The organism is Arcobacter aquimarinus (assembly GCF_013177635.1).
Taxonomy (GTDB): Bacteria; Campylobacterota; Campylobacteria; order Campylobacterales; family Arcobacteraceae; genus Aliarcobacter; species Aliarcobacter aquimarinus.
Window position 1 is genome coordinate 2,400,505 of record NZ_CP030944.1, and the last position, 16,768, is coordinate 2,417,272.

Consider the following 16,768-nt stretch of genomic DNA (forward strand, 5'->3'; position numbering starts at 1 on the left):
TATAATATTTCTCATTCAATAAAAAAATCAGGATATTAAATGTTAGATATTATGCAAATTCAAGAAATCCTTCCTCATAGATACCCTTTATTACTTGTGGATAGAATTACAGATATGGAATTAAAAAAATCTATTAAAGGTTTTAAAAACATCTCTATTTCAGAACCAGCTTTCCAAGGACATTTTCCAGGTCATCCAATTTATCCAGGTGTATTAATTTTAGAAGGTATGGCTCAATGTGGTGGTGTTTTAGCTTTAAAAAGCTCTGATATGACAGAAGAAGAGATGAAACAAAAAGTAATCTATTTTATGAGTATTGATAAAGCAAAATTTAGAAATCCAGTACGTCCAGGTGATAGATTAGATTACGAATTAGAAGTTGTTAGAATGAAAAGTTCTTTAATGACTTTAGTTGGAAAAGCTTATGTTGATGGAAAACTTACAGCAGAAGCAGAACTTAAAGCTATGATAGTTGATAAATAACAAATAGGCAAATAAATGAATAATATTCACAAAACAGCAATAATAGAAGAAGGTGCTATTCTTGGTGATAATATCACAATAGGTGCATTCACAATTATTGGAAAAGATGTAAAAATAGGTGATGGAACAATAATCGATTCTCATACCCTAATAGATGGGAAAACTACTATTGGAAAAAATAATCATATTTTTTCACATGCAAGTATTGGTACTATCCCTCAAGATTTAAAATTCAATGGTGAAGATGTTGAGTTAATCATTGGAGACAATAATAAAATAAGAGAATTTACACTATTTAATCCAGGAACTATTGGTGGTGGAAGTGTAACTAAAATAGGAAACAACAACTTATTTATGGGTTATGTTCACGTAGCTCATGATTGTATTATTGGAGATAATTGTATTTTTGCAAATGGAGCAACACTTGCTGGTCATGTTGAATGTGATGATTTTGTAGTTGTTGGAGGATTAACTCCTGTTCATCAATTTTGTAAAATAGGAACACAAGTTATGATTGGTGGTGCTTCAGCTGTTGCTCAAGATATTCCTCCTTTTTGTTTGGCAGAAGGTAACAAAGCAATTCTTAGAGGATTGAATTTAACAGGTTTAAGAAGAAGATTTGATAATAGAGAAGATATAGATGCTATAAAACATGCATATAGAGAACTTTTTGAATCAGGTAAACCTTTACAAGAAGTAGCTCATGAGCTATTTGAAAATGATGAAAATAAATATGTAAAAGAATTAGCTAGTTTTGTTATAAATACAAAACGAGGTATTCCTTTTAACAGAAAGTAAATAGGTATAAAATGAGTAAGATTATATGTGATTTTTGTGGTGCAACTGATACAAGAGAGAATCCAGTAATTGCTGGAGATAATGCTTGCATTTGTAAAGCTTGTGTAAATGCAGCACATGAAATAATGAATGGAAATCTTCCAATTGAAGAAATAAATAAAGATTCAGCTGAATTAAAAGAGATAAAAATCAAAACTCCAGCTGAATTAAAAAAAATATTAGATGAATATGTGATAGGTCAAGAAAGAGCAAAAAAAGTTCTTTCTGTTGCTGTTTATAATCATTATAAGAGAATTTTCAGACACAATGAAATAAATGATGATACAGAATTAAATAAATCAAACGTTTTATTAATTGGTCCAACAGGTTCTGGAAAAACTCTTTTAGCACAAACTATTTCTAAATATTTAGATGTTCCTTTAGCAATTGCTGATGCAACTAGTCTAACAGAAGCTGGTTATGTTGGTGATGATGTTGAAAATGTTGTAACAAGACTTGTTCAAGCAGCTGATGGTGATATCAAAAAAGCAGAAAGAGGAATTATTTTCATCGACGAAGTTGACAAAGTTGCAAGAATGAGTGAAAATAGAAGTATCACAAGAGATGTTTCAGGAGAAGGAGTTCAACAAGCTTTATTAAAAATTGTTGAAGGAAGTGTTGTAAATGTTCCACCAAAAGGTGGAAGAAAACATCCAGGACAAGACGCACTTCAAGTTGATACTACAAATATTTTATTTATTTGTGGTGGAGCATTTGATGGACTTGAAGATATCATTAAGAAAAAACAAGGTTCAAATGTACTTGGATTTAATCAAGATAAAAAATCAAAAAATGACCATGATAAAGTAATTGCAAAAGTAGAAACTGATGATTTAGTAAAATATGGTTTAATTCCTGAATTAATAGGAAGACTTCATATGGTTGCTACTTTAAATGAAATAACTGAAGATGATATGGTACATATTTTAACTGAACCAAAAAATGCTTTAATTAAACAATATATTAAGCTTTTTGAGATGGATGATGTTAAATTAGAGTTTGAAAAAGATGCATTAAAAGAGTTAGCACGACTTGCAATTGCTAGAAAAACAGGTGCAAGAGGATTACGTTCAATTTTAGAAGATATTATGCTAGATATTATGTTTGATCTTCCTAAATACAAAAATAAAACTATAACTATTACAAAAGAAGTTGTTCAAAAAACAAAAGAACCAAAAGTTGCATAAAAAAAGGATAAAGAAGTGTTTTTAGATAAATTAATAGGTCTATTTTCAAATGATATGGCGATTGACTTAGGAACTGCTAATACAATCGTTTCGGTTAGAGGAAAAGGTATTATAATAAATGAACCATCTGTTGTCGCTGTTCAAAGCGATAAAAATGGAAGAGATAGAATTTTAGCTGTTGGGCAAGAAGCAAAGCAGATGATAGGAAAAACTCCTTTAAATATTCAAGCTGTTCGTCCAATGCAAGATGGTGTTATTGCAGATTTTGAAATGACTGAAAGAATGATTAGATACTTTATCGAAAAAGCACACTCAAGAAAATCTTTTGTAAGACCTAGAATTATTATTTGTATCCCTTATGGAATTACTCAAGTTGAAAAAAAAGCAGTTGAAGAATCAGCTATGAGTGCAGGTGCAAGAGAAGTATTCTTAGTTGAAGAACCAATGGCAGCTGCTATTGGTGCAGGAATTCCTGTATCAGATCCAGATGGATATGTAGTTGTTGATATAGGAGGAGGAACTACTGAAATTGGTGTTACTTCACTTGGAGGACTTGTTTTATGTAAATCTATCAAAGTTGCAGGTGATAAATTTGATAAATCAATTATTGAACATGTAAGACAAAATTATAATTTATTCATTGGTGAAAGAACTGCTGAAAATATTAAAATTGAAATAGGAACAGCAGTAAAACTTGATACTGAATTAAAAATGAAAGTAAAAGGAAGAGATAACTCAGGACTTTTATCTACTATTGAATTAGGTAGTGAAGGAGTAAGAGTAGCTATAAAAGAACCTCTAAAAGAGATTGTTTCTGCTATAAAAAGTGTTTTAGAAAATATGCCACCAGATTTAGCAAGTGACATTGTAGATAATGGAGTTATTATCACAGGTGGTGGTGCATTAATTAGAGGATTAGATACTTATTTATCTGATATTATAAAACTTCCTGTAAAAGTTGCTAATGAACCTTTATTGTCAGTAGCTTATGGAACAAGTCAAGTTCTTGACGAGCCGGAATTACTAAAACTAATTACTAATGCGTAAACTTCTTTTTTTATTTCTATTTATAATAGCAAGCTTATCTTACCTCTTTGAGGTAGATGAGATTCTTGTAAAAAAATTCTCTTTTTTTAATGATTTAAAAATATCATATATCAACAAAGCAATAAGTATTTCTACATCAATTGAAAAGTATTTTAATCAAGCTGAAACAATAGAAAGATTAAGAGATGAAAATAAAGAGTTAAAAGAGTATAAAATTCTTTATTCTGCAACAAAAAAACAATTAGATTCAATAAAAGAATTTTTAATTCATGTTGAAATTCCAGAGATTAGACCTGAAATTGAACTTGTAAAAGTTTTATCATATATAAATTTTAATGATTTTACAAAAGTTTGGTTAGATAAAATTCCTCAAGATGATAGAATTTTAGGTTTAATTACTGAAAACAGTGCAGCTGGTATTATCGTAAATAAAAATGGTAGAAGTGTTGGTTTACTAAATGGCAATAAAGATTGTTCTTATGCTGTTTTTATTGGTGGAAATAAAAGTCCGGGAATTATAACTTCAGGTGAAAATGGTAGTGAATTAGAAATAAAATATATACCTATTTGGTCTGAAATAAATAAAGGTGATGAAGTTATAACTTCAGGTATGGATAACATATTTTTTGAAGGACTTAAAGTAGGAATTGTAACAGAAGTTATAAATTCAGCAGAAATGAAAATAGCAAAAGTTAAACCTTATGTAAATGTTTTAAAAAAGAAATACTTCTATACTTACAAAAATACCAATGATGATACTATTCAACAAGAGAATACTCTTGAAGAAAAGACTAATAATTAGCCATTATCTTTTCTACATCTGCCCAAGTTAATTTATCTTTTTTCTCATCTTTTGGTTTGAACATATTATAAATATATCTAGCAAACATATCAGTTTCAAGATTTACTTTTGTTCCTATTTTATATCTTTTAAATAGTGTATTTTCAATCGTATGAGGAATAATTGTTAATCTAAATGAATCTTTTAAAACTTCATTTACAGTTAAAGAGACACCATCTATTGTAACACTTCCTTTTGGAATAATATATTTTAAATATTCACTTGGTAATGTGACAAAAAAATCTGTTGAGTTACCATTCTGTTTTATAATTTTAATAGTTCCTAAACAATCAACATGACCTTGAACAATATGCCCTTCAAACCTATCTCCCATCATCATCGCAGGTTCCATATGAACCTCATCTTTATAGTTTTCCATTGCAAGGATTTTTTGTGATTCTGGTGAAAGTTCAACACTAAAAGTACCACTCGCTACTTTTACAACGGTTAAACAAGCTCCATTTATAGCTATAGAATCCCCTATTTTAGGCTGATATTTAGCTTTTAGAGTTAAATAGTTATTTTGAAAACTAACTACCTTTGCCATTTCTCTTATAAGTCCTGTGAACACTTAAAAAACCTTTTGATAAATTTTAGGTATAATATCTAAAAATTGTTAAGAAGCTAATTTTAACTACTTTATGTAAATTTCTTAGATAAGTGGAAGAAAACATTTATCTAAGAAATTTCCCAAATATAAAAATCATGAAAAAAGTATATAAGGAATAATATGAATTATGATGTAATCGTTGTTGGTGGTGGTCACGCAGGAATTGAAGCCTCACTTGCAAGTGCTAGAATGGGGAAAAAAACCCTTTTAATAACAATGTTAGTTGAACAAATAGGAGCTGCTAGTTGTAACCCCGCAATTGGTGGATTAGCAAAAGGACACTTAGTTCGAGAGCTTGATGCACTTGGTGGAGAAATGGGACTTTGCACTGATGCAACTGGTATTCAATTTAGAATATTAAATGCTTCAAAAGGTGCAGCAGTTCAAGGAAGTCGTGCTCAAATTGATATGGATAAATACAGAGAGTATATGAGAAAAGTTTGTCATAACACTCCAAATCTTGAAGTTTATCAAGATGAAGTTACAGAACTTCTAGTAAAAAATACAAATGAAGTTTATGGAGTAAAAACAAAATTAACAGAAGAGTTTACTTCAAAAAAAGTTATTTTAACAACTGGTACATTTATGCGAGGTTTAGTTCACATTGGTGAAAATAAATATGACGCCGGACGTGCTTGGGAATTACCTTCAACTACTCTATCTTTACAATTAAAAGAGTTAGGTTTAAATGTTGGTAGATTAAAAACAGGAACTCCAGCAAGACTTGATGGGAACTCTATTGATTTTTCATCAATGGATATGCACGGAGGAGATGTAAATCCTGTTCCTTTTTCATTTAGAACAAATAAATTAGAATTTAAACCAACTCAATATCCTTGTTATATCACATATACAAATGAAAAAACTCATGAAATAATCTCATCAAACTTCTATAGAGCACCTCTTTTCACAGGGCAAATAGAAGGTTTAGGTCCAAGATATTGTCCTAGTATTGAAGATAAAGTAAATAGATTCGCAGAACGTGATAGACATCAATTATTTTTAGAACCACAAACAGCAATGTGTACAGAATATTATATAAATGGTATGTCAAGTTCTCTTCCTATTGATGTTCAAAAACAGATGATTCATTCAGTTGCTGGTTTAGAAAATGCAAAAATTATAAGATATGGATATGCAATAGAGTATGATTATGTAGACCCTACAGAATTACAACACACTTTAGAAACTAAAAAGGTAAAAAATCTATATCACGCTGGACAAATAAATGCAACAACAGGATATGAAGAAGCTGCTGCTCAAGGATTGATGGCTGGAATAAATGCTTGTTTAGCCATTGATGAAAAAGAACCATTTATTTTAAGACGAGATGAAGCTTATATTGGAGTATTAATAGATGATTTAGTAACTAAAGGAACGAATGAACCATATAGAATGTTCACTTCTCGTGCTGAATACAGACTTTTATTAAGAGAAGAAAATGCTGATTTAAGACTTTCATCTTATGGTCATGCTTTAGGATTAATTGATTCAGAAACAATAGCAAAAGTAGAAAATAAAAGAAAAACTCTAAGTGATGCAATTGAATTTATGGCAAATGAGTGGATTACTTCTAAAAAAGAGAATTTAGAACTTCTTGAATCAATTGGAGAAGAAAAAATCAATGATAAGGTATTGCTTGTAGATTTAATAGGAAGAAATAGTATTGATGCTGCTAAATTTGACAAACTAGTACCAAGTTATTCTTCAATGGATGATTATATAAAAGAACAAATAATTATTGAAGCAAAATACTACAGATATATTCAAAAACAACAAAAACAAATAGAAAAAATGAAAAAAATGCTAAAAGCATCTATTCCAGATGATTTTAGTTATAGAGGATTACCTGGATTATCAAATGAAGTTATTGAAAAGCTAGAAAAGCACAGACCACCTACACTTTTTAATGCAAGTCTAATTTCGGGAATCACACCAGCTGCTTTAGATATTATACATCTAAATCTAAATATGTTTGTCAAAAACACTAAAAAATGAGAATAGACATTAAAAATTGATAATGTGTACATTAGAATTTGAGAATGGAGTTTTAAAATAACATGGCACGAGGTAAAAATATCATTCCAGATTTTATGGCTGAAAACCCATATGATACATTTAAACTACTTTTACCTCTTAAACTTAACTTGGATGAGGATAAGTATGGGAATAGCCATTTTAAAGTCATTATTAAAAATATGACTCAAAATGAGCTATTTACATATGATTTATCTCCAGAATTATTATTTACTCATTTCCCTTTAGAAAAATCTTTTAGTAATGGTCAACAAAATGACTACTATCAAAATAAAACAATCTTTGAAAAAGATTTTATAATCGATACTACAAATATCTCTAAAAATAATTCGTATAAACTTCATGAACTGCTTGATGAAAAAAGTATTGTTTCTATTAGTGGTTGGAAAAGAAAATTCTTAAATGAATCAAAATACATTAACTGTTATCTAATAGAACAAAATGGGAATAAAATCATTATCCCTGATTTTGTAATTGCTATATATTACTACTTTAGATTTTCAGAGATGAGAGAAGCCGCATTAGACTGTAATCTTGAAGACCTATATGTGATGTGTACTCCCGATAGGAATGATGCAAAAATTGTATTACCAATACCTAGAAATGATGAAGATGCAGCTTTTATACATAGATATGCTTGTAATGAAATTGCCCAAAAAGAGTTTGATAATATAGGTAAATATATTAACAACTATTTAAGCTATATGAGAAATCTTGATATAGATAAAGAGATCGAAAGTATCCCAATAAAAGCAAATTTCCCTATAAAAGAGAAGTTTAAAATAGAAACTAGATGTAGTATTTTAACAAATGAAGAAAATAATGAAAAATACTATTTTATACATGAAATACTAAATGACTATTCTGATATTGGTTTTGATAAATTTACTAAAATTATTGAACAAAATAAAACAATAACTACAATAGATGAATTTGAAAATCTTCCTAAAGTAGATAAAGAAATACCTGGAAATATTACTGAAATACTTAAAGGTAAACCTGCAAATAAAAAGTATACTCAAACTCATCATAGAAAAGATAAAAAGAAAAGTTGTGGTAGTTTAAATGGAATTGAAATTGAGCATGAAACTATTACAAAAGATACTTTAATTGATATCCTAAAAATATATAAAGAACAACAAAATAATGAATCTATAGATCAGAGCTTAACAGAATCATCTAATAAAGGTGAAAAAAATATCAGTAAAATTGTAATATCAAGTGAGTTTGAAAAAGAAAATGCAGAAAGAAATCCTTTAAATGAGATTGATAACTTTACAGTATTTAGACAATATATGGAGTTTTTAGAACAACAATCTTCTATTAAAAATTTTATATTAAGTGAAGTAAAAGATTTACCTGAATTTCTGATTGAAAAAGATGGAGATAAAAAAGTAAATTCTAAATGTAAAATAAAAAAGAGACAAAAACAATATCTTACTGCCACATTTCAATATGAAGAAATATATATAGGACTATTAGAGCTTGAGAACAAGCCTTCATCAGCAGCTGCTACTTGGGTAATAATTTCAAGAGAAAATTACATTTCCGAACATATATTTAATAGTTTTATTTCATTTTTTTTAGAAGACAATTTATCAACCAAAGAATTAAAAGCTATATATACTAAATCTCCCATAAAATTCATTACAAAAAATCACGAAAGGGATGAGAACTTAACAATAGAACAACTTAGCAAATGGCTAGCTGCATTAATAGGAAAACTATCCATCAATTGAAAGTTAAGCTAAAAATATTCACTTAAATCAATTTCTATTCCAATGGGACAATGGTCTGAACCTAAGACATCTTTTAAAATAAAGGCATCTCTTAGTTTTGATTTTAAATCTTCTGAAATCAATATATAATCTATTCTCCAACCTTCATTTTTTTCTCTAGCTTTTGAACGGTAAGGAAACAAAGTATAAGCATTGAGTACATTCCCATTTATATATCTAAAAGAATCCACAAATCCATTATTAAGAAAAAACTCAAAATGTTCTCTTTCTATATCTGTGAAACCTGCATTTGAATATATTTTTCCAGGCTTTAAATCTAAGTCAGAATAAGCAGTATTAAAATCACCACATATAATTATTGAAAAACCTCTATTCTTTAAATTATTACAATAATTAAAAAATTCTTTATAAAAATTAAGTTTTCGAAGAAGTCTACTCTTATTTAATTTTCCATTAGGAAAATATACATTAAATATAGCCAACCCTTCATATATATATTCAATCACTCTTCCATCATTTTCTATATCCACTTCATTACAAAAAGATTTACTTTTAGGCATATATTTAGAAAAAGACAATGTTCCTGAAAATCCTTTTGAAAATTCACTTGGATTATTAGTATATATCTCAAACTTTGTTTTAAATAAGCTTATAAAATTATGTATATCTTCAGATAGTTTTGTTTCTTGTAAAAATAAAAAATCTGTTTTTTTCTCATCTATCCAACTTAGAGCTTTTTTCTTTTCAATTGCTTTAAGACCATTGACATTCCAACTTATTATATTTATATTTTTCATATTAAATTCTATAAATTTTTCTTTAAATTTATACTAAAGTTAATGATTCTTTTTATGTACCAGGAGGTATTTAGTTTGGATTGAGTAAAATTCAATCATAATAAGATTTATTTTGGGGAAAAATGAATAAACAACAAAAACCAATTCATACTAATATTGATTTATTACAAACTAGATTTACTTATTTAAAAAGTTTAGGTGATGAATTTTGGTCATTTAAAAATGATTATAAAAGAGATCATTCTCACTCATATTTTAGATATCCTGCAATGATGGTTCCTCAAATGATAAGAAAGATATTAGATGAAATATGCAGAACAGACCCAAATATAAAACATATTCATGATCCATTTGTTGGATCTGGTACAATATTGACTGAAAGTATGTTACGAGGTTTAGAATTTACAGGGAGAGATATAAATCCTCTTTCAATTTTATTATGTAAAGTAAAGTCTGGCCCCTTTTATCAAAAAGCACTAGAGAATAAAATCAATAATTTATATAATGTGATTAGCGATGATACTTTATCAATTATAGATTTGAATTTTAAAAATATTGATAAATGGTTTAGAAAAGATATTCAAATAGAACTTTGTAGAATAAGGAGATCTATAAAAAAAGAAAAAACTCCATGGATTAGAAGATTTTTTTGGGTTGCTTTTGCAGAGACTGTTAGATTAGTTAGTAATTCAAGAACAACCACTTATAAACTTCATATCCGAGAAAAAGAACAAATTGAATCTAGAAACTTAGATGTTAAAAAGATATTCAAAAAGAATTTAGAGGATAATTTCTTTCAATTTAAAGAAACAAGAACTTATCTAAAAAAAAATGGATTACTTAATAAAGATACTTATAAAAAAGATATACGACTTATACTTGGAGATGCAAAAAAAAAGTTAAAAATCAAAAATAAATTCGACTTAATCCTAACCTCTCCACCATATGGCGATAATCATACTACGGTTACATATGGTCAATATTCCTATTTACCTTTGAGTTGGATTGATTTAGAAGATATAGATAAAAGAATTACTCCTAAATGTTTAGAAAACTTTTCTATGATTGATTCTATGAGTCTAGGTGGTAGAAGTTTTAGTAATCTCAAAAAAGAAAAATATTTAAAAAATCTTTCTCCAACTTACGCTCAATATATTAGAATATTTGCAGATAAGCCTAAAGAATTAATAAATAAATTAACTTCTTTTTTTTATGATTTAGACCAAACATTAAGTCCTCTATGTGAAAACTTAAATGATAATGGCTATTTAATTTGGACTTTAGGGAATAGAACTGTTGGAGGAATAAATATAGAATTAGATAAAGTTCTTATTGAACTTTTCAAGGCAAAAAATATAAGATTAATTGACATATTTTATAGACCTATACCCAATAAAAGAATGGCTTCAAAAAATAAATCTGCAAAAACTATGACAAGAGAAAGTATAGTAATCTTCAAAAAACATAATGAAGAAATATTTCTAACAAAAAAATAATTTTTCTAATCTAAATAAAATAATTTTTTCTATATTATTAAGTACTAATAAAAGGAGAATTATTATGAATTCATTTGAAGAAAAAGATTTAGAACAATATACAAATGAGCAGAAAGAAGCAATTACTTCAGATAACAATCTTAGGATAATTGCTTGTGCAGGATCAGGAAAAACGAAAACATTAGTTGGAAAAATTAAATATTTATTAGAGAATTCAAAAAACCCTAAAATTGAACCAGAAAATATCATAGCCTTTACATATACTGAAAAAGCTGCAAATGAATTAAAAAGTAGAGTTGTAAGTAAAATAGATTCTAAACATGGAATTGCACAAATGTTTGTAGGAACAATTCATGGATGGTGTTTAAAAGTGCTTCAAGATTATTTATTTACTAAATATCAAAATTATTCAGTTTTAAGTGAAATTAAACTTAAGTTATTTGTCGATAAATATTATTATACTAATGGAATGGTAGATTTAAAACATATGAAACATGGTAGTGATTTATGGAGATTTAAACATACGAACATTTTTCTTAATATCATTGATATTATCAGAGAACAAGGTTTAATTAAAATTACTCCGGAGTATATTAAGGATGCAATAGTTAAATATGAAAAAAGTTTAACAGATAAAAAATATCTTGATTTTACAATGTTACTGACGAAAACACTGGATGCATTAAATGAAGATAATGAATTAACTAAATACATTGCAAAAAAAATAAAATATTTAATTGTTGATGAATATCAAGATGTAAATAATATTCAGAATAAATTAATTAAAAGAATATGTGATATAAGTCAGTGCAAAATTATTGTTGTAGGAGATGATGATCAAAATATATATAAGTGGAGAGGAAGTAATAATACTTACATTAGAAATTTTTTTAAAAAAGATTTTAAAGATATTTATTTAACAAAAAATTTCCGTAGTTCTGAGGGAATTGTAGTATTAGCAAGCACGTTAATAGAAAATAATGAAAAAAGACTTCCAAAAAATATGGAGTCTGCAGGGAACCAAGAATATAAAAGAAAAGATATTTTATTTAATCAATATGCTAATGTTGATGATGAAGATAAAGGTATTGCAAAATATATTAAAGATGAAGTTTTAGGAATGCCATTTTATGATGAAGGTTTAAAGTCTAAAAATAAAAAAGAACCAAGGGGTATAACCTATTCTGATATATGTATTCTAGTGAGATATAAAAAAAGAATAAATTCATTAACAAAAGTATTTGATGAATGTGGAATCGATTATATAACAGCTGGAGTTACAAATTTGTTTGAACAGAAAGAAATAATTGCATCTGTTGGAATATTTGAATATTTAAATAAATTATCTAAAACTGCAGAAAAATATATAGATCAAATATCTTCAGAAATTAACACTGAATATAAAGATATTTTACAAAAAATAATTAATAATACAAAAAAAAGACAAAATAAAGAAAAAGTTAATATTGAAGAAGGAGATTATTCTAAAGAAAGTATATTAAAAATTTTACAAGAAAAGTTATTATCTAAATTAAATGATAATGAAAATGAATTATTAAAATTTTGTGAAAATGAATTGTTTAGTAAATGGGAGTTTATAAATTCAAAAGATTTTTTAATAAATAAATTATTTGAAGGGGAAAAGAGACTAATTACTATGCTGCCTTTTAAAGGACTTTTTCATGGAAAAATTGGGTTAGATAATGAATTCTTAAATTTTGATTGGGAATATAATCTTCAAGAAATATTTCAAAACTTTTTTGAAGTAACAAATTTTAATGAAGATTCTATTCAACAAAATAAAACTAAATCTCAAGTAGAAATAATATTTTTTAATTTAGGAAAATTTAGTCAGGTAATAAATGATTATGAAGAAGTTAATTTTACAACTACTTGTCCAGATAAATACTTAGAATATTTTTTAAAATTTCTAGAACATGGTGCTAAAGATTATTATGAAGAAGGATGGGTAAATAATACATTTAGAACGGTTAATGCTGTTCAAATAATGACTATCCATCAAGCAAAGGGACTAGAATTTCCTGTTGTAGTTATTCCTGGCTTAAATGAAAACTTTCTTCCCGGTTCAAATATGGGAGGAACAAGTGAAATACATTTTTTACCAGATGATTTCAAAAAGCCTCTAGAGGAATTAAAAATTGATGCTAAAAAAGAAGATGAACGAAGGTTATTTTATGTTGCTATAACTAGAAGTCAAAAATATTTATTTTTATCCCAGGCTCCAGTAAATAAAATGGCAAAAAAGGTTTCAAGATTTATAAAAGAAATGGAATCTCCAAATATCTTAATTGATTCAAATAATACAAAAATTTTTCCAGATGATATAAAAATTAAACAACAGGCTAAAAATGATAGAAATAATCTGCAATTAGATTTTACAACATTAAGTGATTATTTTTACTGTCCATATAAGTTTAAATTAGTTTCACTTTATGGGTTTTGTACACCATTAAATAGAAGAATGGGTTATGGAAAATCTTTTCATAGTGCATTAATGGAATACCATATTCGTAGAGGGAAAGAAGAAGTTTTAACTGACGTAGAAATCAATGATATAGTTGATAGACAAACTTATTTCCCTTATCAATCAGACTTATTAGCAGGTGATTTAAAAAATAAGTTAACTAAAAATTTAAAATCTTATCATTCTGATATTAAGGATAGTTTAAGAGTAGAATATGTTGAACAAGACATTCAATATAAAATTAATGATGATATATTAATAGTAGGTAAAGTAGATCTAATAAAAAATGAAAAAAATTATAATGATTTTGAAACAGTAATTGTTGATTTTAAAACAAAAGTACCAAAGAATAATGATGACAAAGAAATAACAGATGAATTAACTAATAATCAGTTAAATCTTTATGCAATTGGATATAAAGAATTAACAGGAGAAAATGCAACTTCAACGCAAATTTTTAATTTAGATTATGATAATAAGGACAGAAATCATAATAATCCTAAATTAATTAATAATACTCAATTGGAAGATTTAAAAATAAAAATAAGAGATTCAGTTGATTCAATAAAAACTTCTAATTTCTTAAAATGTAATAAACCAAAATATTGTGATTTATGTAAATATAAGTCTCTATGTATATAAAAAAAGTACATCAATATAGATATTAGAAATAATTACTATATTGATATCTTCTCTTTTATATTTTTTGATAAATCTTGCTTTTCTAAAAGATACTTTTTACACAAATATGTAGCTTTAAGAAGAATTCTTTCAATTTGGCTATTATTCAATTTCTGATATCGAGATAAATTAATTAAAATATCTTTATTTCCATCTTCAATTAATTTATCAATATCTTCCATACTCAAATCATTTCTTTGTGCAATAATAATCTTATAATTCTGAGCAATTAAAGCTGTTGTATTTATAGCAGAAATAAACTCATCACTATTTTTGTCAACAGTTAAATAATCTACAGACTTCATATCCTTTAATTTTTCAAACTCTTGTTGTCTATATTCTTCTAAAACTTCTTTTTCAGCTCTAACCCAGTCATTACCACCCTCTGAAGATAAACTTCCAAACTCTAAACCAAGTCTTTCATAAATTTTAATTCTTAATTCTTTACTGTCCATATTTTACTTTTTTACATAATTATAACTTATTTTAAATATCTTTCTATAAATTTTATTAAACCCTTTATGAATACTAGGATGACAACAAACTATTTCAGCAACATTTATAATATTTACTCGTTCGCCTATGCTTTTTAAATATTTTATTGCTCCAATAACTTCACTTTCAACTATTTCTCTGCCTTTTTTATTTTCTATTGGCACTAAATCAAGTATCAAATTTTTATACCAAAAAGAAGCATCTTTAAATCCATGTAAAAAATCTCTATAAGTAATATGATTTTCTTTTACAAATTTTTGGAAATTAACTGGAAGATTTTGGAATAAAAAATAAATCATTGCAGTTAGGAAGAAATCTTTATAAATCATACTTGCCTTTTTAGAATTGTAATTTTCAAGTTTTTTACAAAGATTTTTATATTCATTTATCAAAGGAAAATCATCTAAAATCAGATTTTCTTTTCTATCGAGTAAATAAACAAATCTTTTAAAACTATCAAATACAAAAACTGAATGAACTTTTTGATTATGGATTATAAAATAACCTCTATCCAATCCTTTTTCAAACCATTTCACAGCTTTTAGTCCATATTTATAGTTTGATTGAATTTTTATAAAAAGTGTAGTGCCTAAATCTTTTTCACACTTACTGCAAACCGCTAAATTTTTATTATGTTTTATTTTTGAAAAATTAATCTTTTCATAACAAACCCAACATCTATCAGTTAAAAATATTTCATGTTTAGTACAAACATTATAGAATTGATATCTCCATTTTTTTCTAAAATATGGGATTTCATCCTCAGCTAAACATTTTGGACAATACATCAAACCATAGTGGTTTCTTTTATCTAGTAATTTTCTTATTTGATTTGGAGGATATAAATTATTGGCACTACATGAATAAAGATAACCTTCTTCACTACGAAGAGACATTTTAAAAATATCTTCTTTACTCAAATTACTTTTATTTACTATAGCTTCATATAATTTTTCATCATACAAAAAATCTATATCTGTTCTAGATATAGAACTACCCTCTTTTTTTACAAAAAGAGTCAAAAAAGTAGAAAGTTGTCTTTTATGTTCAAGGGCAACTCTTGTAAGCCAAGAGCTTAAAAGTTCATCTTCCAAAGGTTGTGGTACTATTAAAAAGAAATAGTCTTGAACCCAAGCATTATTTCTTTTTTTCTTTGCCATGTTACAACTTTGGTAAATACTCTATATCATCAACTGTAATATATTCTCTTTTTGATTTTATAGCTTTTATAGCTGCTTTTTTTAGTAAATTAACCGCTTTACCTATCAATCCCTCTGATTGATAAAATAAAGCATTTAATAATTCAACATTATCAGCCATATTTGAAGCTTTTTTAAGAGGTAGACATTTTTCATAAGTTGCCACAAATGACCTAAATTTTCTATCATTATTCCATCTAGGAAGTTCAAGTGCTGGAAATCTTGTACTTGTTTCATTTCCTATTGATAAAGCTGAATATGCTTCTCTTGTACCTGCTAAAACAATTGTTAGAGATAAACTATTACTTAACTGTTTTAAATCATCTATAAAAGTTCTTTGTTTATTTAGATTTCCTCTTAATGCACTATGTATTTCATCAATTAAAATCATTCTTGTACCAAGTTTATTCAAAAAATGTTTTGCAAGATTAGCTTTTACAACAACCTTATCTGTTCTTTTTTGAGGAACACATAACTCATCTAAAATAAGGCTATATAATCTACTTTCATCAGGAACTGTTGGTGCTTGGAAATATATAATAGGTATTTCATAAATTGCTTCACCATCTTTTGTAGCATAATCAAGTTTTGTCTTATGCAATTCATACATTCTTTTTAAAATCGCTGTTTTACCATTATTTGAATCACCATAAATAAGTAATCCCTCATGCCTCATTTGAGGTGGGTCTAAAAATTTATCTTCTAAAATCTCTACTAACTTTACAGCTGAACCATATCCAATCCAATGATCTTTTTTACAATATATAATTCTTTCTTCATCACTTTTACTTAAATATTCAAAAGCTTCATTTGTTAAATTTCTTTCATTCATAA

14 protein-coding genes are annotated in these 16,768 nt (G+C 26.8%); 9 read left to right on the forward strand and 5 right to left on the reverse strand.

Annotated elements, in window-relative coordinates:
• Nucleotides 1-39: 39 nt before the first annotated feature.
• The 5 genes from fabZ to mreC are packed head-to-tail and all read left to right on the forward strand — an operon-like array spanning nt 40 to nt 4,356.
• On the forward strand, nt 40-483 hold the full coding sequence (gene fabZ, locus AAQM_RS12125) for a 3-hydroxyacyl-ACP dehydratase FabZ (RefSeq protein WP_129095184.1): 444 nt from the start codon (nt 40-42) through the stop codon (nt 481-483).
• A 15-nt stretch (nt 484-498) separates the two neighbouring features.
• Nucleotides 499-1,281: an acyl-ACP--UDP-N-acetylglucosamine O-acyltransferase gene (lpxA, locus tag AAQM_RS12130; protein WP_129095185.1), complete on the forward strand. Its 783-nt coding sequence runs from the start codon at nt 499-501 to the stop codon at nt 1,279-1,281.
• 11 nt (nt 1,282-1,292) lie between these two features.
• Nucleotides 1,293-2,507 (forward strand): ATP-dependent Clp protease ATP-binding subunit ClpX, encoded by a 1,215-nt coding sequence (clpX, locus tag AAQM_RS12135; RefSeq protein ID WP_129095186.1) that lies wholly within the window; start codon nt 1,293-1,295, stop codon nt 2,505-2,507.
• A gap of 15 nt (nt 2,508-2,522) precedes the next feature.
• Nucleotides 2,523-3,554, forward strand: coding sequence for a rod shape-determining protein (locus AAQM_RS12140; RefSeq protein ID WP_128986291.1), 1,032 nt, complete (start codon nt 2,523-2,525; stop codon nt 3,552-3,554).
• Nucleotides 3,547-4,356 carry a rod shape-determining protein MreC gene (gene mreC, locus AAQM_RS12145; protein WP_129095187.1) on the forward strand — a complete coding sequence of 270 codons (810 nt, stop codon included), beginning with the start codon at nt 3,547-3,549 and terminating at the stop codon, nt 4,354-4,356. Before AAQM_RS12140 ends, mreC begins: the two co-directional genes overlap by 8 nt.
• Here mreC and ribE read toward each other — a convergent pair.
• Complete coding sequence (ribE, locus tag AAQM_RS12150; RefSeq protein ID WP_129095188.1) at nt 4,346-4,966, reverse strand: riboflavin synthase; 621 nt, start codon at nt 4,964-4,966, stop codon at nt 4,346-4,348. The two genes, mreC and ribE, sit on opposite strands and share 11 nt — an antisense overlap.
• 159 nt (nt 4,967-5,125) lie before the next feature.
• Between ribE and mnmG the strand changes: the two genes are divergently transcribed.
• Entirely contained in the window at nt 5,126-7,003 is a 1,878-nt protein-coding gene (mnmG, locus tag AAQM_RS12155; RefSeq protein WP_129095189.1) for a tRNA uridine-5-carboxymethylaminomethyl(34) synthesis enzyme MnmG, read from the forward strand.
• A gap of 62 nt (nt 7,004-7,065) precedes the next feature.
• The gene (locus tag AAQM_RS12160) at nt 7,066-8,781 is read left to right on the forward strand and encodes a hypothetical protein (RefSeq protein ID WP_129095190.1); all 1,716 of its coding nucleotides are present in this window, start codon (nt 7,066-7,068) and stop codon (nt 8,779-8,781) included.
• Between the two features lie 8 nt (nt 8,782-8,789).
• Here AAQM_RS12160 and AAQM_RS12165 read toward each other — a convergent pair whose 3' ends face one another.
• Nucleotides 8,790-9,578 carry an exodeoxyribonuclease III gene (locus tag AAQM_RS12165; RefSeq protein WP_129095191.1) on the reverse strand — a complete coding sequence of 263 codons (789 nt, stop codon included), beginning with the start codon at nt 9,576-9,578 and terminating at the stop codon, nt 8,790-8,792.
• 122 nt (nt 9,579-9,700) lie between these two features.
• Between AAQM_RS12165 and AAQM_RS12170 the strand changes: the two genes are divergently transcribed.
• Together AAQM_RS12170 and AAQM_RS12175 are read left to right on the forward strand one after the other, a co-directional pair.
• Nucleotides 9,701-11,074 (forward strand): TRM11 family methyltransferase, encoded by a 1,374-nt coding sequence (locus AAQM_RS12170; RefSeq protein ID WP_129095192.1) that lies wholly within the window; start codon nt 9,701-9,703, stop codon nt 11,072-11,074.
• 64 nt (nt 11,075-11,138) lie between these two features.
• Nucleotides 11,139-14,201: an ATP-dependent helicase gene (locus AAQM_RS12175; protein WP_129095193.1), complete on the forward strand. Its 3,063-nt coding sequence runs from the start codon at nt 11,139-11,141 to the stop codon at nt 14,199-14,201.
• Between the two features lie 35 nt (nt 14,202-14,236).
• On the opposite strand, the gene AAQM_RS12180 is transcribed toward AAQM_RS12175, so the two are convergent.
• From AAQM_RS12180 to AAQM_RS12190, 3 genes are read right to left on the reverse strand one after another with little or no spacing between them, the layout of a single operon-like run.
• Nucleotides 14,237-14,695 (reverse strand): hypothetical protein, encoded by a 459-nt coding sequence (locus tag AAQM_RS12180; protein WP_129095194.1) that lies wholly within the window; start codon nt 14,693-14,695, stop codon nt 14,237-14,239.
• A gap of 3 nt (nt 14,696-14,698) precedes the next feature.
• Entirely contained in the window at nt 14,699-15,895 is a 1,197-nt protein-coding gene (locus AAQM_RS12185; protein WP_129095195.1) for a TniQ family protein, read from the reverse strand.
• 1 nt (nt 15,896) lies between these two features.
• Complete coding sequence (locus AAQM_RS12190) at nt 15,897-16,766, reverse strand: TniB family NTP-binding protein (RefSeq protein ID WP_129095196.1); 870 nt, start codon at nt 16,764-16,766, stop codon at nt 15,897-15,899.
• Nucleotides 16,767-16,768: the final 2 nt, after the last annotated feature.